Here is a 16,721-nt window from a genome sequence, read left to right as displayed (position 1 = left end):
GCTGGATTCAGGCTTTTCAGCAGCGCCCAACCGCCCGACTTGAGCATTCGAAGCGGAAAAGCGGCATTTTTGCAGCCGATTTTTTTAAAGTCCGACAGGCTGCTAGTATAATGATTCATCGGCTTTTGTCAGGGATTAAAGGTACACTATTGCACATGCGAAGGAGTGCGGGTTGGAACATACACAGTATCGGCGCTCAAATGAAAACAGTTATTACGGAGAACGACCAATGATCAAAGTATTGCTTGCAAATCCCAGAGGTTTTTGCGCCGGTGTGGATCGCGCTATTGAGATTGTCGAGCGGGCGCTGGCCATGCATGGGGCGCCGATTTACGTGCGTCACGAGGTGGTGCATAACCGTTTCGTGGTAGAAAATCTGGAAAAAAAAGGAGCGGTATTTGTCGAGAATCTCGATGAAGTGCCGGTCGGCAGTATCCTGATATTCAGTGCTCACGGCGTTTCCCATGAAGTGCGGCGAGAAGCCGAAGCGCAGCAGTTCAAGGTCTTCGATGCCACCTGTCCGCTGGTGACCAAAGTTCATATTGAAGTGGCAAAGATGCGCGAGCAGGGTAGGGAAATCATCATGATCGGCCATCAGGGTCATCCGGAGGTGGAAGGCACCATGGGCCAGGCTGAAGGAGATGGTCCTTGCATGTATCTGGTGGAAACAGAAGAAGATGTCGACAATTTGCAGGTTAAGGATCCGACTCATCTGGCTTATGTCACCCAGACCACGCTGTCGGTGGATGATGCAACGCGGGTGATCAAGGCCTTGAAGAAGCGCTTTCCAAAAATTACCGGGCCGAAAAAGGATGATATTTGCTATGCCACGCAAAACCGCCAGGATGCGGTAAAAATGATGGTAAAGCAGTGCGATCTGGTGATTGTCGTAGGTTCACCCAATAGTTCCAACTCCAATCGGCTGTGTGAGGTCGCACGAAACGCTGGTGTGGACGCGTTCATGATTGATCGTGCCGAGCAACTGCAGGAAAGCTGGCTGGAGGAGAAGGACCGGATCGGCATTACCGCTGGTGCTTCTGCGCCGGAAGTGCTTGTGCAGGAAGTCATATCACGCCTCAGGCAGATCGGAGCAGGACAGGCCGGCAGGGAAGTGGTGGTAGAGGAACTCAGCGGCGTGGTTGAGTCGGTGGTATTTCCGCTGCCTAAAAATTGATGGGGCGGATGTCAGGAACCTTAAGCAAGTCCCGCGATTTATTCCCACAGCTGAAGGCGCATTGTAACCGCTGTTCTGGCGGAACCGGTATCGGGCATCGCGAGGGTGGCGATATCGCTATCGTCAGGATAGCGCCGGCGCATGCTGCCTCCCATGATGCCGACACTACGCCCCACCGGGCTTATTCAGGGCCCCTTAACTAGACATCAAACCACCCCTTGGCGATCCGCCGTGGAATATCGATGCAACATATACTGGAAAGGGCGAAAAAAATCCGCGCAGTTGTCTTCGACGTGGACGGAGTACTTACTGACGGAACCCTCTATCTTACGGATAGCGGTGAGGAAATCAAGGCATTTAACAGCCAGGACGGTCACGGCATAAAAATGCTCAAGGCAAGTGGAGTCAATATTGCAATCATCACCGGTAGACAATCCCGCTGCGTGGATTTGAAAGCAAAAGATTGGGGCGTTACGCTCGTTTATCAGGGCGCGAAAGACAAGCTGCCCGCATTCGAAGCATTGCTGAAGAAACTGGAGTTGGACGCTTCGGCTTGCGCTTACGTGGGTGACGATCTGATAGATCTACCGGTAATGTTGCGCTGCGGTCTGGCTATTTGTGTGCCGGCGGCACCCGCGCTGGTGAAGAGGCATGCGCATTATGTGACTTGTCTCGAAGGCGGGCGCGGCGCGGTGCGGGAGACCTGTGAAATGATAATGCAGGCGCAGGATACGCTGGATACCCAATTGGCAATGTACCTTAAATGACTGGCCGGCTGCTTTCCGGATTTCCTCTCCTTCTGGCAATCTTGCTGGCTTCGTCGGTGCTGTTCTGGTTGAACCATTCGGCACAAGCGCCCTCTCCGGCCCAGGACGCAGGCTCGCGTCGTGCCGCACCTGATTACGTGATAGAAAATTTCTCCGCGGTTCGCATGGATCGTGACGGTGTTATGCGTCATTTACTTTCTGCAAGAAAAATGCTGCATTATCCGGACGACGATATCACGGATCTGGAGCAACCCCGTTTTATCAACACCGAGCCGGGCAAACCAGCGATGCAAGTGGATGCGGATGAGGCGAAGATGACTGCCAACGGCGAGGATATCTATTTGACGGGTAACGTCAGGATACTGCGGAGTGCGAGTAAAGGCCGGGGTGAGACAGCCATGACTACCAGCTTCCTGCATCTCCTTCCTGATGACGGTATTGCCAAAACCGATAGGCCTGTGGTTATTACCGAAGCGAATGCGGTCATCAAAGCGGTTGGTATGGAAGTCAGTAACCGTACCCAGGTTACCCGGTTATTGTCACAGGTTAGAGTTGTTCATGCCAAAGCGCGTTAGTTAGTGCGGTGCGGCAGAGGCATTGCACACGTATTTCCCGTCATCATATTCATATATGAGCATATTCACGAGACAGGCATGAAATCATTTTTCATTATGGTTTTTTTGGCCATGGTGGCCATGTTATTTATGCGGCCGGTACTGGCCGAGCGCGCGGATCGCGATAAACCCATCCATCTGGAATCCGATCAGGCCACCGTGCAGGATGCCAACAAGCTTGCCACCTTTACCGGCAATGTGGTGTTCACACAGGGTACGCTGGTCATCCGCGCTGACAAGATGACTGTGAAAGAAGATGCCAACGGTTTTCAATATGCCACCGCTTTCGGTAATCTCGCCAGCTTTAGACAGAAGCGCGATGGCAAGGATGATTACATCGAGGGCTGGAGCGAACGTATGGAATATGACGGCAAGGCTGACAAGGTCCAGCTTTTCAAGAAAGCAAGATTGAAAAGAGGACACGATGAAGTTCATGGAGATTATATTGCCTACGATGCCATCAATGAATTTTTTCAGGTCACGAGCAGCAACAATGGGACGAGCACTCAAACAAATGCCGATGGGCGAGTGCGGGCGGTAATTCAGCCGAAGAAAAAGGAGCAAAACCCGAAGGATGAGAGTCCATAGTGTCGCAATGCTGTCCCCGAAATGAGTGAGCTAAAAGCGGGTAATCTAAAAAAGCGCTACAAATCTCGCACGGTTGTGCAGGACGTGTCGCTTTCCGTCAACAGCGGCGAGGTAGTCGGTCTGCTGGGGCCCAATGGTGCCGGAAAAACCACTTGTTTTTACATGATGGTCGGATTGGTGCCCCTGGATGGCGGTGGCATATACCTGGACGAACGCGATTTGACCCAGTTGCCAATTCATCAGCGCGCGCGCCTGGGTTTGAGCTATCTTCCGCAGGAAGCCTCCATCTTCCGGCGACTTTCCGTGGCTGACAATATTCGCGCGGTACTGGAGTTGAAGAGTTATACAGCCGATGAAATGCAGCAGCGTCTGGATGAGCTGTTGCATGATCTGCACATCAGCCATATCCGTACCAGCCAGGGGATCAGCTTGTCCGGCGGTGAGCGCCGCCGTGTGGAAATTGCCAGGGCGCTCGCGACACAGCCACGGTTCATTCTATTGGATGAGCCATTTGCCGGGGTCGATCCCATTGCCGTGCTGGATATTCAGAAAATTATCCAGTTTCTCAAGGAGCGCGACATCGGTGTCCTCATTACTGACCATAACGTCAGGGAAACACTGGGGATTTGTGACCGCGCCTACATCATCAGCGACGGTACCGTGCTGGCTAGCGGTAAGCCTGATGAAATCATCTATAATGAAGATGTGAGAAAAGTGTATCTGGGAGAACATTTCCGGCTGTGAAAATAAGGATTCGATCTGCACGAATCTGGTTTTACTGTGTTTTTCCATACTATGAAGCCTACCCTCCAGTTTAAGCTGTCGCAGCACCTGACGCTTACTCCCCAATTGCAGCAATCCATACGGTTGCTACAGCTTTCCACGGTTGAACTGAACCAGGAGATCGAGCGCATCGTGCAGGAAAATCCTCTGCTGGAACTGGATGACAGCATGGGGAGTGATGCCACCGAATATCGCCCTACCCCTCTCGATAGCCTAGCGGAATTGCACGCTCCGGATTTACTGGAAGCCTCCGGTGACACCAGCGCAGAGATGCCCGCTGTCGAGAGTGACTCCGGCCCAAAAAACAGCTTTGCCGATGAAGCGGACTGGTTCAGCGACGACGGTACTTTTCGCAACACGCGGGATGAAGACGATGAGCGCGATTTTCCGCAACAGGCGGCGGAGCCCCCCAATCTACGTGAGCATCTTAACTTGCAACTCAGCCTGAGCCAGATCGGTGAGCGCGACAAACGTATTGTGGGTTTACTGATAGACAGCCTGAATGACGACGGCTATCTTGCCCAGGATCTGGAAGAACTCGTCAGTCTGTTACCGCCGGAGCTTGAAATAGATATCGATGCTCTGCACATTGCCCTGGAATATTTGCAGCATCTTGACCCGCCTGGCGTGGGCGCGCGTAATTTGAGGGAATGTCTGATCATGCAATTGCACGCCCTGCCGGAAGATACGCCCTTCCGGGACCGCGCGTTACTTTTGGTTGACCGTCATCTCGATAGTCTGGCGTCACGGGATTTCTGCGCAATCAAAAAGTTATTGCATTGCGACGACGAATGTCTGCGCTCAGTACAGCACCTTATCACTCACTTAAATCCGAGACCGGGCACGGCATTCAGTTCGACCGTGGCGCGTTACATTATTCCCGACGTAATCGTAACGAAAATCAATGATACATGGGTGGCCAGTCTTAACCCGGAGGCAATGCCGCGCCTCAAGATCAACCGTCTCTACGCGGATATCCTGAAACGGAGCCATGATGATTCCGCGCGTCGGCTTGCGAGTCAATTACATGAAGCCAAATGGCTCATCAAGAACGTGCAGCAGCGTTTTGGTACCATACTGAAGGTCTCCTCTGCGGTCGTCGATCGCCAGCGGCAGTTCTTCGAGCACGGCGCAGTTGCCATGCGTCCATTGGTGTTGCGGGAAATTGCAGAAGCACTTGAATTGCATGAGTCCACAATTTCGCGCGTGACCACCCAAAAATTTATGCGTACGCCGCGTGGTATATTCGAGTTAAAGTATTTTTTTGGCAGTCACGTGGCGACCGATACGGGCGGTGCCTGTTCGGCCACCGCGATTCGCGCGCTGATCAAGCAAATGATAAATGCAGAAAATGCAAAAAAACCATTGAGCGATAGCCAGATTTCAGAAATTCTGGGACAGCAAGGCATTGTAGTTGCCCGTCGTACTGTCGCAAAATACCGGGAGTCCATTCAGATTCCTCCCGTTAATCTCCGTAAATCATTTTAACCCCAAGCCCAGGAGGCATGATGAATCTTAGTCTAACCGGTCACCACGTGGAAATTACCCCCTCCTTGCGTGATTATGTCGCTTCAAAGATGAGCAAGGTCGCACGTCATTTCGACCATGTTATCGATGTCAGCGTGATACTGTCGGTGGAAAAACTTAAGCAAAAGGCTGAGGCCAATGTGCACGTGAAAGGGAAAGATATTTTTGTCGAAACCGACAGCGCCGATATGTATGCTTCCATAGATAGCCTGGTGGACAAACTCGATCGGCAGATACTCCGGCACAAGGAAAAGAATGAAACCCGCCGCAATAATGGCGCGTTGAAAAATCAGGAAACGGAACAGCCGGAGTAGCCGAACGGATTCGGGATCGTAAAAATCTAGAAAGGCTGCCGGCAGATTAAGGGCACGGATATATTCTCATCAATCGTATTGCACAACTACTGCCTCTATCGAATGTCCCGAATCAATATCACGCAGCTGTTTGAAGACAAGCGGGAAAAGCTGGCCTTGACTTGGGAGGCAGGCCGAGACGGCGGTGACAGGCAACTCGACGATGATGCCATCGCCCGGTCTACCCAGGGGATAATCGGCCATCTCAATTTCATCCATCCCAACTGGATACAGGTACTGAACGATCCGGAAGCAGATTATCTAAATCAGCTCGATCCTGTTTCCTTGCGGCAGAATATGGAGCGGCTTGAGCAAAGCAACCTGTGGTGCCTTATCGTCGCCGGCGGCGCTTGCGTACCCGCCGCAATAAGGGCGTTTGCAGACTCCACGCATACCCCCTTGTTCTGTTCGCCGCATCCCAGTCTGGAGGTAATCTGGCTACTACGTCCCTATCTGGGGCGCGCCTTGGCTCCTTCCAGTAGCCGGCACGGGGTTCTGCTGGACGTTTTGGGAATGGGCGTAATGATTACCGGCGAAAGTGGTGTCGGCAAAAGCGAATTGGCGCTGGAACTGGTAAGCCGTGGTCACGGGCTGGTCGCGGATGATGTGGTGGAACTTTATCGCATCGCCCCTGAAACCCTGGAGGGGCGTTGTCCGCCGATGTTGCGTGATTTTCTTGAAGTTCGCGGGTTGGGGATGCTGAATATTCGTACTATTTTTGGCGAGACTGCGGTACGCCGGAAAAAAAACATGAAGCTTATCGTGCACTTGCAAAAACCCAGCAGCGCGGATTTTAATTCTCTGGAACGGTTGCCGATCAATGATGTGACCGAAAATATCCTGGACGTCAATATCCGGAAAGTTATCATCCCGGTTGCCGCAGGACGCAACCTGGCAGTACTGGTGGAAGCAGCGGTGCGTAATTATGTCTTGCAACTGCGAGGGATCGACAGCGCCCAGGAATTTCTTGCACGGCATCAGCAGGAAATGGAGAATCAGGAAAATGATGAAAGCCAAAAAATGAATCTTGAACCTAAATTCGACAGCTGACCGCTTATTGACTTGATTTAGGTTGAGAACCGGTGTCTTTCAAGGGAACTCCCATTGCTACACCTGAAAAATGCAACTGATTGTCGTTAGTGGCCTCGCCGGTTCCGGCAAGAGCATCGCGCTTACCGCTCTGGAGGATAGCGGATATTATTGCGTGGATAATCTTCCGGCAAGCTTGTTACGAGAGGTTACGCTTTATTTGAAAGGATCGGCGCATCCGCGGGCGGCTGTCAGTATCGACGCCCGAAGCCGTGAGACTTTGCACCTGTTGCCGCAGCAGCTGGCTGACCTGCGGCGGCAGGAGATAGATGTGCATCTGCTATTCCTGGAGGCTAAAACGTATACGCTGGTAAAGCGTTTTTCGGAAACACGCCGCCGCCATCCGCTCAGCGATGATCGCTCGACGTTGCCCGAATGCATACAGTTGGAGCGCGAAATGCTGCGCGAGGTGCGCGATCTTGCAAATCCCATCGACACCAGCGACTTGAATACCAGTTCATTGCGTGCGTGGGTCAGAGACTTCATCGGCCTCAATCCCGCGAGCCTGACGCTCCTGTTTCAATCGTTCGGCTTCAAGCACGGCATTCCACTGGATTCCGACATGGTATTCGATGTTCGCTGTCTCCCCAATCCTCACTATGAGGCACTCCTGCAGCCGCTTACCGGGAGAGATGGGCCGGTTATCGAATATCTTGATGCGAACATCGATGTCAATCGTATGTTCGATGATATCCGGCGATTCGTCGATGACTGGCTACCGTGTTTCGTTCGCGATAATCGCAGTTACCTGACCGTGGCTATCGGCTGCACCGGCGGACGTCATCGATCGGTGTATTTCGTGGAACGGCTGGCACGTTATTTCGCGGGAAACACCCAGGTGCTGGTGCGCCACAGGGAGCTGGATGCATAGAATGAATTCATGGAGGAAGCGCTTATTCTCATGATTCAACCGACTGGTAAAAGATAAATCGCCAGATGCCACCCAGCATTATTGAAAAATAAACGGCCGAGCAATCATGAGTACAACAAAAACCATTACCCTTGCTTTTACCGGCGCATCTGGAATGCCTTATGGGATACGTCTGCTGGAATTGTTGCTGGCCGGCGGCAATCGCGTTTATTTGCTCTACTCTCAAGCGGCGCAGATTGTCGCGCACCAGGAAATGCAACTGGTGCTGCCGTCTCGCGCCAAAGAAGCGGAAGAATTGTTCAGGCATCGTTTTAACGCCGCCGAAGGACAGTTGCGGGTATTCGGGCGCGAGGAATGGTTCGCACCGGTGGCCTCCGGTTCCAATCCGGCGGATGCGATGGTGATTTGCCCCTGCACCATGGGAACGCTCGCCGCCATTGCCGCAGGGCTCAGTCAAAAACTGATCGAGCGTGCGGCGGATGTGATGCTGAAGGAAAGCCGGAAGCTCATTCTGGTTCCGCGCGAAACGCCATTTTCCGCAATTCACCTCCAAAACATGCTGAAACTTGCGCGCAGCGGCGCAGTGATCTTGCCCGCCAATCCCGGCTTTTATCATCATCCTGCAAGTGTGCAGGATGTGGTGGACTTTGTCGTGGCGCGCATACTCGATCACCTCGGTGTGACGCACACCCTTATGCCGCGCTGGGGTACGGAGAACTAGGCCGGATATGTCACCTCCGAAGGCGGGTAGTACAAACTGGACTTCAGCGCCGTTAACCCGATGCCGTTATTCGTGCCGCTACTTCAAAGTATTCTCCGCCGCGCACTCCTCGGCAGAAATTAAATCCAGGCCGGCTGGCGTTACCCGGTAAATCCCCGCCTCGGTCACAATAAAATCCATCGGAATATCGTGCGGCTGGGGGTGGGTGCTGTCCAGGCGTAGAATCTCGAACGCCACACCGATGGCCAGCGGACGCGGGGTGATTGCAGCCAGCGTGCGATCAAAATAACCACCGCCATATCCAAGCCGGAAGCCCAGTTGATCGAAGCCGATCATGGGCATTATTATTGCGCCAACCGTCACCGGATCGGTATTATCAGGCACCGGGATGTCATAAGCGCCGATTTTTATGGGGGCTTCCCGCCACCATTTGCGAAAGCGCAGCGCCTCATGCTTTTTCACGATTTCCGGCAGCGCAAGCGTTGCGCCGCGCTCCCCGAAATAATCCATCGCGGGACGGGGATCATATTCGCCGCGATGGGGCCAGCAAAATCCTACCACGCTGTTTTGCAACGAGGGAAAGCCCTGCTCGAGCGAGTGCGTGATGGCCGTACTCCAGCAGCGATGCTCTGCCTCGCTGGCCGATTCCCGGCGCGTCATCAACTCGGTGCGCCGGTGCTTTCTCCATTCCCGCCAGTTATGCATTATCCTGAATTCGGCGGTTATAATGAAGCAGTGAACTTGCCAAAAAGGCAAAGTTTGAGCGGGGTGCGGCGTCATTACGGATCATGGTGTGAGCGGTGCCGGATTCAGGATTATATCTGGAAGGGTTGTTTGTAAAGAGCGCCGATTGCATAAAATCACAGTTGCTTCTCGATCGATTGACCTGATTGCGGGTATCCATATTGCATGAGCAGCTTCCTCACCGGTGCGGGAATGGCCGCCTTTAGCGCGTCGTCAGGCGTTATCCACATTGTCTCGTCCTGGCCTTGCACCTTTAGGGCGGCGGGATAGGAAATGACTTGCAGTGGCTGCGGGTGAATCCGCAGTCTGAAGTGGGTGAAGGTATGATCCAATGGCGGCATGTGTGCCAGCGGCTCCACATTCATTCCAAAGTGCCGGGTGCAATATGCGAGAGTGTCCTCGCTCAACGGCATTTCGGGCAGGCACCATAGTCCGCCCCAGATCCCTGTGGCAGGGCGTTTCTCCAGCAACACTTTGCCTTGCCTCATCAGCATCAACAGAACCGTTTCTTTTTCAGGCAGGAGCCTGCGGGGCCTGGGAGCAGGAAGCCGATTTACGTGGTCATCCCGTAATGCGATGCACTCCTGCCGCAACGGGCATGTCATGCACTGGGGTTTGGCGCGGGTGCAAATGGTAGCGCCCAAGTCCATCAATGCCTGGGTATATATTCCAATCTGGTCTTGTTCGTTTTTCTCCGGCAGCAGCTCTTCAGCTTTCCGCCATAGTAACATCTCGTTCTTTCTTTCCCCGGGATAGCCATCCATGCCAAAGCAGCGAGCAAAAACGCGCTTGACATTGCCATCAAGTATGGCGCATTGCTCTCCATAGGCGAACACCGCAATTGCGGCAGCGGTGGAGCGCCCGATGCCGGGGAGCTGTTGAATGATTTCGAGGCCTCGTGGGAATATGCCCCCCTGCTCTCTGGCGATCAAGCGTGCCGCCCGATGCAGATTCCTTCCGCGCGAGTAGTAACCCAGGCCGCTCCATAGTGCCAGCACTTCGTCCTCGGAACCTGAGGCAACACTTTCAATATCAGGAAAGCGATGCAGAAAGCGCAGGTAATAAGGAACAACAGTGGCTACCTGAGTTTGCTGCAACATGATCTCGGATACCCAGATAGCATATGGGTCGCGCGTGTTCTGCCAGGGAAGGCTGTTACGTCCGTGGAGTTTTTGCCAATGGATCAGTTTGGTGGCGAAAGTAGACATGCCATGAGCGTGGTGTTGTCTTATCAAGGGTTAATGTCGAGCTTCACGTTGGACGATGTGACGTTTGCGCCTTTCAGCAAGCCGATGCGGATCGTGCCTCGAACCTTCAGATCCTTCAGCGCGGATAAACCCAGCGACTCCTCCAGGGTTTTTCCGTTTTCGGCTTTTTCCGCATGTTTTTTCTGTTTCTGTTTTGGCAGGAAGCGATCCACATCCAGTTGATCGATCTCCACTTCAAAGTTGAAGGCTGGCTGGACAAAGCCTGTTGCTCCCAGCTTGGCCCGGACATTGCTCTCCATAAGCTTGCCAGTGAGATTAGCCTGTACGTTCTGCGATACGCCATCTATGGCGGCACTGCCCAGCAGATTACCGCTAATGCCGTTGCCAGGAATCTCCGGGCCATTGGCGTTGATAACAGCCGTCAAATCCGGCAGCTTCAATTGGCGGGTATCCAAGTTGCCGGTAAGTGGAGAAGCCAGTGTGGCCCTGACGGCCAGTTCCCCTTCTTTCGACTCCAGTTCAACGGTCAGCGCTTTACTCTCGAAATCGGTTACGGTGCCCGCTACCCCTGAAAGGAAGAGTATGCCGCTGGCGTTGCCCTCGGGACGGGTGATTTTTGCCGTCAAGGTTATTTTGTCGCCAGCCACCATTTCTCGGGCAAGGCTCAAGCGCGGCGCGTCGAATTTGATGTCAAGATTATTCGTGCCGCTTGTTCCGGTGATGCCCAGCGTAATCTTGTTTGCGACGAATTCGTCAGCAGCCGGTTTGATAGACAAATCACCCTTGGAACGTACCACAAGATTATTGATTCCCGCAACGGCGCCGTTGACCTCCAGATTCAGGCCATCCAGGGTGTAAAATTGCTCCTCGAAATCGGATACCAATTCGAATCCCAGCCTGGTGACCAGATCAGTCCCGGGCTGGCTGGCTTGGCTAGCCCGGAAAGCCAGCTCCACCTTATGTTGAAGCGAGTTGCCCTTCGAATGGGAGCGAGCATTGCTCCCGTCGGCCCTGAGGTTCAAGTCTCTGAGCATGTACTGTTCCCCGCTGGCTTCATCATGCAAAGCGAGCAGGGTTTTCTCTACCCGTACACGATCAATGTCGATTTTGAATTGTTCGGGTTCTTCGCTCCTGGCGATAAGATCGTCGATGTTTGTGCGGCCATCCTTGAAACGAATCAGATTGGCCTTGAGTCCGCTGATAGCGATTTCATTGATCGCCAGTTGTTTCTTGAGTAATGGCATCAAGGCGAGGGACACAAAAATGTTCTCCGCAGTGGCAAATTCCTTGTCACTGTTATATTCGCTCAACGAGAGATTTCTTACCTCCGCGCCGAGACTGGGAAAAAATGCGAGCTTGATATCGCCATCGAGCCTGAGATTACGCTGTTTTTTTTCTTTTACCAATTGGCTGATCTGGGGCTTGTAGGCATTGGGGTCGAAGATGGCGGCAATATAGATCATAAGGCCGGCCAGCAGAGTTATTACGACAGCAAATACGATAAGTGCGTATCTGAGATACGGGTTCATAGGCGGGGAAAGATGGAGCGGGTGAAGGGAATCGAACCCTCGTCGTAAGCTTGGGAAGCTTCTGCTCTGCCATTGAGCTACACCCGCATGGATTGAATTATACGATGGAAACACCTTTATGGGCGCTGTCAGCTCTAAGAGAGCAATAAGAGATGACTCTCCCATAGCCGGGTTAGGGCTTTCCAAAGTCCTGGCAGAGCGGGTTTATGGCGGAAGTTATGAACGTCATCAGTCGACTATGCAACTGCACCACCGTATAATCCGTATTGCAACCCAAATCCGGCAATTATTTTATCCAAAGTGTGTCCGCCCCCAGGCGGTTCCAGAATGATACAACTCATCATTAACGGGCAGCCGCAGTGCTTCCCTCCGTCCGGCCAGGCACGGCCGCCAAAGAGTGATCAGGGTGATGCGACGCTGAATATCACGCAATTGCTGGCGCACATGGCGTTGCAGGGCAAGCGTATCGCCATCGAGCGCAATGGGGAGATTGTCCCGCGCAGCAAGTTCGACGAGCAGGTTCTGACTGATGGGGACAAGCTTGAAATCGTGGTCGCAGTGGGTGGGGGATGAGCTTTATGGACGACTTCATCATTGAGGGCAAGACATATTCCTCGCGGCTTCTGGTAGGTACCGGCAAATACAGGGATTTCGCCGAGACGCGCGCGGCGGTCGATGCCAGCGGCGCGGAGATTATCACGGTGGCCATCCGCCGCACTAATCTCGGCCAGAATCCCGGTGAGCCGAACCTGTTGGATGTGCTGCCACCATCGCAATACACGTTACTGCCTAACACAGCGGGGTGCTATACGGTGGATGATGCGGTGCGCACCCTGCGCCTTGCGCGTGAGTTGCTGGATGGCCACAGCCTGGTGAAGCTGGAGGTTCTGGGCGACCCGAAGACGCTCTTCCCCAACATGGTCGAAACACTCAAAGCGGCGGAAATCCTGATAAAAGAGGGTTTTCAGGTCATGGTTTATACCTCCGATGATCCTATTGCCGCCAAGCAACTGGAAGAAATTGGCTGTGTGGCGGTGATGCCGCTCGCTTCGCTGATCGGTTCCGGCATGGGCATCCTCAATCCGTGGAATTTGCAGATCATCATCGACAATGCCACTGTTCCGGTAATCGTCGATGCGGGTGTCGGCACGGCTTCGGATGCGGCTATCGCCATGGAGCTGGGGTGCGACGGCGTACTGATGAACACCGCCATTGCCGCTGCGCAAAATCCGGTACTGATGGCGTCGGCCATGAAAAAAGCGGTGGAAGCGGGACGCGAGGCCTATCTGGCGGGGCGCATGGCGAAAAAACTTTACAGCGCGAGCCCCAGTTCGCCCGTCAGCGGCACTATCGCCAGCAGCAAAGACAAAGCTTCCTAACCTGTTCCCCGCTCTCCCAGGCCTATTTCTCCCTCTAAATGGCAGAGCATCGTCCCATCCGCAGCTTTGTACTTCGCCAGGGCCGCGTTTCAAATGCCCAGCGCCGGGCACATGAAACCCTGATGCCGAAATATGGCATCCCCCTTGGGGACAAGCGGCTTGATCTTGACCAGATTTTTGGCAGGAGCGCGCCAAAATTCCTGGAGATCGGTTTCGGCATGGGTGAGACCACCGTTACTATCGCCAAGGCGCATCCTCAATATGATTACCTCGCCATTGATGTTCATACGCCGGGCATAGGCAATCTGCTGAAGCAGATCGACGAGTCTGGATTGACGAATGTGCGCGTAATCCAGCATGACGCGGTGGAGGTGCTGCAACGGATGTTGCCGTGCGATTGTTTTGATGGCGTGCATATTTTCTTTCCTGATCCCTGGCCCAAAGTGCGTCACCACAAGCGGCGGTTGATACAGCCGGAATTCACCGCACTTCTTTGCCGGCATCTGAAGCAAAGCGGTTATATCCATGCCGCAACCGACTGGGAGGATTATGCCGGTCAAATATTGAAGGTATTGAGCAGCGAGTCGCGGCTTGCAAATATTGCGATCGACTATGCCCCACGCCCGGAATACCGGCCGCTCACCAAGTTCGAACAGCGGGGATTGCGGCTGGGACACGGGGTGTGGGATCTGGTGTTCCGAAAGAAATAGAGATCGCGCAAAGAAGTCGATCAGCGGCTGGATGGTTCTTTATTCCGGCAGGAAGATCTGCAACAAATCATTCAGGAAGCGTCTGCCGGTGAGAGTAGGCGCGATTCGCTGATAATCGCGCATTATCAGTTGCCGCCGCTCCGCCTCGTCAAGTTGTCGCTGGATGCTGCCTATGGACAGACCGGTGCGCTCCACGAACATTCCCGTCTCAAATCCCCCTGTAAGCCGCAGTGCGTTCATCATGAATTCGAAGCCCCGGTCATGCTGCCCGACTTCATGCTGTTCCATGATGAATGGTGAGTCCAAAGCCGTCATATCCAGCGAAGTTTTGGCAAGATAATCCCTGGGCTGCTTATAGCGCATCTGGCGCACTATTCTAGTGTCAAAGCTTATTTTGCTATGCGCGCCCGCGCCAATTCCAAGATAGTCACCGAATAGCCAATAATTCATATTGTGGCGCGATTCCCGTCCAAACCGGGCGAATGCCGAGATTTCGTAATTCAGGTAACCACGCTGAGCGAGCGTTTGCTCGATCATCATCTGCATTTCCGCCGACAAATCGTTATCCGGTAGCGGCGGCGGATAGCGATGAAACAGCGTATTCGGTTCCAGCGTGAGATGATAAGCGGAAATATGCGGGACGCCATACGCTGCCGCAGTCTCGATATCGCACCGGGCTTCCTCCATTGTCTGATGCGGGAGTGCGTACATCAGATCAAGGTTCACATTGTCAAAATTCTCCTGGGCAAGTTCGATAGCGCGACGTGCCTCGCGGCCGTCGTGTATTCGCCCCAGCAATTGGAGATGCCTCGGGTTGAAGCTTTGAACACCGATGGACAGGCGATTGACCCCAGCCGCGCGGAAATCAGCGAATTTCCCTGCCTCGAATGTTCCGGGATTGGCTTCCAGCGTGATTTCGGCGAAATGTTCCAGCGATAGCAAGGTCCTCACCGCGGTGAGGATCGCATCGATGGATCGGGCGCTAAACAGGCTGGGTGTGCCCCCACCAAAAAATACACTTGTTACGCTGCGTCCCCAGATTTGCGGTAACGCCGTTTCCAGATCGCGAATCAGCGCCGACACATACTCAGCCTCCGGCACATTGCTATTTCCGCCACGAACTTCGTGGGAATTGAAATCGCAATAGGGGCACTTTTTCATGCACCACGGAATATGGATGTAGAGACTGAGCGGGGGCAGCGATCTCAATTTTGGAGACTGGTTGCCCGGTCTGGGTGCGGGAGGGATGATTGCTGTCATATCGATTAAGACAACAAGTGACGGCAGTGGGTCAACTACGATTCAAAATGCCCCTTCCTTAAGGCATTCAGTGAGCCGCGCCAGCGCTTTGCCGCGATGGCTGATTCGATTTTTCAGCTCCATTGGAAGCTCCGCCCCGGTTTTACCCAAATCAGGAAGAAAAAAATAGGGATCGTAACCAAATCCTCCCTCACCGCGAGGTTCCAGGATGATTTCGCCATGCCAGGCGCCGTCGGCGATGATGGGTTGAGGATCGTCGGCATGGCGTACTAGCACCATGACACAGTAATAGTGAGCCCTGCGATCGGTCTGGTTTCTCAGCACATCGACCAGCTTCTGATTATTCCGCTCGTCCGATTTGGGCTCCCCTGCATAGCGCGCCGAATAAACGCCCGGCCCACCGTTCAAGGCATTCGCGCAAATGCCGGAGTCATCCGCCAGCGCCGCCAGTCCGGACGATTTACTGGCATGACGCGCCTTGGCGAGCGCATTCTCGACGAATGTGCAGTAAGGCTCCTCGACTTCCGTGATGCTGAAAGCGGACTGCGGCAATACCTCGATTCCCAGGGGATCGAGCAAGTGGCGGATCTCCCGCAGTTTGCCGGCATTGCCGCTGGCGATCACGAGTTTTTGTATTTCCGCAGCCCCGCTCATTTTGCTGCCAGTGCGGCTTTTTGAATTCCGATCAAATCCTGTATCCCGTGCTGTGCCAAGTCCAGCATGGCATTCAGGTCTTGCCGACTGAACGAGACTCCTTCAGCGGTCCCCTGTACCTCCACCAGGCCGAGATCGCCGGTCATCACCACGTTCATGTCGGTATCGCAGCTAGAGTCTTCCAGATAATCCAGATCAAGCACGGGCACACCCTCATAGATGCCGACCGAGATGGCGGCGACATGCGTCAGTATTGGTGTGGTTTGTATCAATTGCCGCTGCAGCAGTTTTTCCACCGCGTCGTGCAGCGCCACAAACGCCCCGGTGATGCTGGCGGTACGGGTACCGCCATCGGCCTGGATGACGTCGCAGTCGATCTGGATGGTGCGCTCGCCAAGCTTGGTCAGATCCACGACTGAACGCAATGCGCGTCCGATGAGGCGCTGGATTTCCATGGTGCGGCCGGATTGCTTGCCCTTGGCTGCTTCGCGCTGCATCCGCTCATGCGTGGAACGCGGCAGCATGCCATACTCCGCAGTGAGCCAACCCTGGCCTTTACCTCGGAGAAAGGGGGGGACCTTCTCGTCCAGACTGGCGGTGCACAATATCTGGGTGTCGCCGCACGCGATAAGCACCGCGCCTTCGGCGTGACGGGTGTAATGGCGGGTGATTGCAACGGATCGGAGTTGGGCCGGAGTGCGATTGCTGGGGCGCATGTTATGGTAAATCCTTAGAGGGTAATGGTGTCGG

Annotated in this window: 19 protein-coding genes and 1 tRNA gene; 13 read left to right on the top strand and 7 right to left on the bottom strand. The window is 54.0% G+C overall.

Annotation, left to right across the window (positions count from 1 at the left end):
• The first annotated feature begins 229 nt into the window (after positions 1 to 229).
• The 10 genes from ispH to EBAPG3_RS02280 all read left to right on the top strand — a co-directional run bounded on the left by ispH (position 230) and on the right by EBAPG3_RS02280 (position 8,487).
• On the top strand, positions 230 to 1,174 hold the full coding sequence (gene ispH, locus EBAPG3_RS02325; RefSeq protein ID WP_004175567.1) for a 4-hydroxy-3-methylbut-2-enyl diphosphate reductase: 945 nt from the start codon (positions 230 to 232) through the stop codon (positions 1,172 to 1,174).
• 242 nt (positions 1,175 to 1,416) lie between these two features.
• A complete protein-coding gene (gene kdsC / locus EBAPG3_RS02320) occupies positions 1,417 to 1,941 on the top strand; it encodes a 3-deoxy-manno-octulosonate-8-phosphatase KdsC (protein ID WP_004175563.1) in 525 nt (174 codons plus the stop codon).
• Entirely contained in the window at positions 1,938 to 2,516 is a 579-nt protein-coding gene (lptC, locus tag EBAPG3_RS02315) for an LPS export ABC transporter periplasmic protein LptC (protein ID WP_004175559.1), read from the top strand. The genes kdsC and lptC overlap by 4 nt, the downstream gene beginning before the upstream one ends.
• Before the next feature lie 78 nt (positions 2,517 to 2,594).
• Positions 2,595 to 3,143, top strand: coding sequence for a lipopolysaccharide transport periplasmic protein LptA (lptA, locus tag EBAPG3_RS02310; RefSeq protein ID WP_004175558.1), 549 nt, complete (start codon positions 2,595 to 2,597; stop codon positions 3,141 to 3,143).
• 21 nt (positions 3,144 to 3,164) lie between these two features.
• Positions 3,165 to 3,887: an LPS export ABC transporter ATP-binding protein gene (gene lptB, locus EBAPG3_RS02305; protein ID WP_004175557.1), complete on the top strand. Its 723-nt coding sequence runs from the start codon at positions 3,165 to 3,167 to the stop codon at positions 3,885 to 3,887.
• Positions 3,888 to 3,938: 51 nt separating this feature from the next.
• On the top strand, positions 3,939 to 5,414 hold the full coding sequence (locus tag EBAPG3_RS02300) for an RNA polymerase factor sigma-54 (protein ID WP_004175555.1): 1,476 nt from the start codon (positions 3,939 to 3,941) through the stop codon (positions 5,412 to 5,414).
• A gap of 20 nt (positions 5,415 to 5,434) precedes the next feature.
• On the top strand, positions 5,435 to 5,767 hold the full coding sequence (gene hpf, locus EBAPG3_RS02295) for a ribosome hibernation-promoting factor, HPF/YfiA family (RefSeq protein WP_004175553.1): 333 nt from the start codon (positions 5,435 to 5,437) through the stop codon (positions 5,765 to 5,767).
• Between the two features lie 102 nt (positions 5,768 to 5,869).
• On the top strand, positions 5,870 to 6,856 hold the full coding sequence (gene hprK / locus EBAPG3_RS02290; RefSeq protein ID WP_004175552.1) for an HPr(Ser) kinase/phosphatase: 987 nt from the start codon (positions 5,870 to 5,872) through the stop codon (positions 6,854 to 6,856).
• A 70-nt stretch (positions 6,857 to 6,926) separates the two neighbouring features.
• Complete coding sequence (gene rapZ / locus EBAPG3_RS02285; protein ID WP_004175550.1) at positions 6,927 to 7,766, top strand: RNase adapter RapZ; 840 nt, start codon at positions 6,927 to 6,929, stop codon at positions 7,764 to 7,766.
• Positions 7,767 to 7,872: 106 nt separating this feature from the next.
• Complete coding sequence (locus EBAPG3_RS02280; protein WP_004175548.1) at positions 7,873 to 8,487, top strand: flavin prenyltransferase UbiX; 615 nt, start codon at positions 7,873 to 7,875, stop codon at positions 8,485 to 8,487.
• Positions 8,488 to 8,565: 78 nt separating this feature from the next.
• Here EBAPG3_RS02280 and EBAPG3_RS02275 read toward each other — a convergent pair whose 3' ends face one another.
• From EBAPG3_RS02275 to EBAPG3_RS02260, 4 genes are all read right to left on the bottom strand, one after another.
• Positions 8,566 to 9,192 carry a 5-formyltetrahydrofolate cyclo-ligase gene (locus EBAPG3_RS02275; protein WP_040851523.1) on the bottom strand — a complete coding sequence of 209 codons (627 nt, stop codon included), beginning with the start codon at positions 9,190 to 9,192 and terminating at the stop codon, positions 8,566 to 8,568.
• Between the two features lie 155 nt (positions 9,193 to 9,347).
• On the bottom strand, positions 9,348 to 10,439 hold the full coding sequence (gene mutY, locus EBAPG3_RS02270; protein ID WP_051048937.1) for an A/G-specific adenine glycosylase: 1,092 nt from the start codon (positions 10,437 to 10,439) through the stop codon (positions 9,348 to 9,350).
• A 23-nt stretch (positions 10,440 to 10,462) separates the two neighbouring features.
• Positions 10,463 to 11,968 carry an AsmA family protein gene (locus tag EBAPG3_RS02265; protein ID WP_040851521.1) on the bottom strand — a complete coding sequence of 502 codons (1,506 nt, stop codon included), beginning with the start codon at positions 11,966 to 11,968 and terminating at the stop codon, positions 10,463 to 10,465.
• 13 nt (positions 11,969 to 11,981) lie between these two features.
• Positions 11,982 to 12,055: transfer RNA gene (locus tag EBAPG3_RS02260), tRNA-Gly, on the bottom strand.
• A gap of 240 nt (positions 12,056 to 12,295) precedes the next feature.
• On the opposite strand from EBAPG3_RS02260, the gene thiS reads away from it, so the two are divergent.
• Genes thiS through trmB form a run of 3 tightly spaced genes read left to right on the top strand, consistent with a single transcriptional unit; the run spans position 12,296 to position 14,057 of the window.
• Positions 12,296 to 12,541: a sulfur carrier protein ThiS gene (thiS, locus tag EBAPG3_RS02255; protein WP_004175541.1), complete on the top strand. Its 246-nt coding sequence runs from the start codon at positions 12,296 to 12,298 to the stop codon at positions 12,539 to 12,541.
• 5 nt (positions 12,542 to 12,546) lie between these two features.
• Positions 12,547 to 13,347 carry a thiazole synthase gene (locus EBAPG3_RS02250; protein WP_004175539.1) on the top strand — a complete coding sequence of 267 codons (801 nt, stop codon included), beginning with the start codon at positions 12,547 to 12,549 and terminating at the stop codon, positions 13,345 to 13,347.
• Between the two features lie 38 nt (positions 13,348 to 13,385).
• Positions 13,386 to 14,057, top strand: coding sequence for a tRNA (guanosine(46)-N7)-methyltransferase TrmB (gene trmB / locus EBAPG3_RS02245; RefSeq protein ID WP_040851519.1), 672 nt, complete (start codon positions 13,386 to 13,388; stop codon positions 14,055 to 14,057).
• A gap of 39 nt (positions 14,058 to 14,096) precedes the next feature.
• Here the strand turns inward: trmB and hemW are convergent, their stop codons facing one another.
• Genes hemW through rph form a run of 3 tightly spaced genes read right to left on the bottom strand, consistent with a single transcriptional unit; the run spans position 14,097 to position 16,687 of the window.
• Positions 14,097 to 15,317: a radical SAM family heme chaperone HemW gene (gene hemW, locus EBAPG3_RS02240; RefSeq protein WP_040851515.1), complete on the bottom strand. Its 1,221-nt coding sequence runs from the start codon at positions 15,315 to 15,317 to the stop codon at positions 14,097 to 14,099.
• 42 nt (positions 15,318 to 15,359) lie between these two features.
• Positions 15,360 to 15,971 carry an RdgB/HAM1 family non-canonical purine NTP pyrophosphatase gene (rdgB, locus tag EBAPG3_RS02235; RefSeq protein ID WP_004175535.1) on the bottom strand — a complete coding sequence of 204 codons (612 nt, stop codon included), beginning with the start codon at positions 15,969 to 15,971 and terminating at the stop codon, positions 15,360 to 15,362.
• Positions 15,968 to 16,687: a ribonuclease PH gene (gene rph, locus EBAPG3_RS02230; protein WP_004175534.1), complete on the bottom strand. Its 720-nt coding sequence runs from the start codon at positions 16,685 to 16,687 to the stop codon at positions 15,968 to 15,970. The genes rdgB and rph overlap by 4 nt, the downstream gene beginning before the upstream one ends.
• Between the last annotated feature and the right edge of the window lie 34 nt (positions 16,688 to 16,721).

It is taken from the genome of Nitrosospira lacus (genome assembly GCF_000355765.4).
GTDB lineage: Bacteria > Pseudomonadota > Gammaproteobacteria > Burkholderiales > Nitrosomonadaceae > Nitrosospira > Nitrosospira lacus.
This window is presented reverse-complemented; position numbering and strand designations above follow the sequence as displayed.

Bases quoted from the DNA above. Each gene is read 5' to 3' on its own strand.
- ispH (WP_004175567.1), top strand. From the start codon at position 230: ATGATCAAAGTATTGCTTGCAAATCCCAGAGGTTTTTGCGCCGGTGTG.
- kdsC (WP_004175563.1), top strand. From the start codon at position 1,417: ATGCAACATATACTGGAAAGGGCGAAAAAAATCCGCGCAGTTGTCTTC.
- lptC (WP_004175559.1), top strand. From the start codon at position 1,938: ATGACTGGCCGGCTGCTTTCCGGATTTCCTCTCCTTCTGGCAATCTTG.
- lptA (WP_004175558.1), top strand. From the start codon at position 2,595: ATGAAATCATTTTTCATTATGGTTTTTTTGGCCATGGTGGCCATGTTA.
- lptB (WP_004175557.1), top strand. From the start codon at position 3,165: ATGAGTGAGCTAAAAGCGGGTAATCTAAAAAAGCGCTACAAATCTCGC.
- EBAPG3_RS02300 (WP_004175555.1), top strand. From the start codon at position 3,939: ATGAAGCCTACCCTCCAGTTTAAGCTGTCGCAGCACCTGACGCTTACT.
- hpf (WP_004175553.1), top strand. From the start codon at position 5,435: ATGAATCTTAGTCTAACCGGTCACCACGTGGAAATTACCCCCTCCTTG.
- hprK (WP_004175552.1), top strand. From the start codon at position 5,870: ATGTCCCGAATCAATATCACGCAGCTGTTTGAAGACAAGCGGGAAAAG.
- rapZ (WP_004175550.1), top strand. From the start codon at position 6,927: ATGCAACTGATTGTCGTTAGTGGCCTCGCCGGTTCCGGCAAGAGCATC.
- EBAPG3_RS02280 (WP_004175548.1), top strand. From the start codon at position 7,873: ATGAGTACAACAAAAACCATTACCCTTGCTTTTACCGGCGCATCTGGA.
- EBAPG3_RS02275 (WP_040851523.1), bottom strand. From the start codon at position 9,192: ATGCATAACTGGCGGGAATGGAGAAAGCACCGGCGCACCGAGTTGATG.
- mutY (WP_051048937.1), bottom strand. From the start codon at position 10,439: ATGTCTACTTTCGCCACCAAACTGATCCATTGGCAAAAACTCCACGGA.
- EBAPG3_RS02265 (WP_040851521.1), bottom strand. From the start codon at position 11,968: ATGAACCCGTATCTCAGATACGCACTTATCGTATTTGCTGTCGTAATA.
- thiS (WP_004175541.1), top strand. From the start codon at position 12,296: ATGATACAACTCATCATTAACGGGCAGCCGCAGTGCTTCCCTCCGTCC.
- EBAPG3_RS02250 (WP_004175539.1), top strand. From the start codon at position 12,547: ATGGACGACTTCATCATTGAGGGCAAGACATATTCCTCGCGGCTTCTG.
- trmB (WP_040851519.1), top strand. From the start codon at position 13,386: ATGGCAGAGCATCGTCCCATCCGCAGCTTTGTACTTCGCCAGGGCCGC.
- hemW (WP_040851515.1), bottom strand. From the start codon at position 15,317: ATGACAGCAATCATCCCTCCCGCACCCAGACCGGGCAACCAGTCTCCA.
- rdgB (WP_004175535.1), bottom strand. From the start codon at position 15,971: ATGAGCGGGGCTGCGGAAATACAAAAACTCGTGATCGCCAGCGGCAAT.
- rph (WP_004175534.1), bottom strand. From the start codon at position 16,687: ATGCGCCCCAGCAATCGCACTCCGGCCCAACTCCGATCCGTTGCAATC.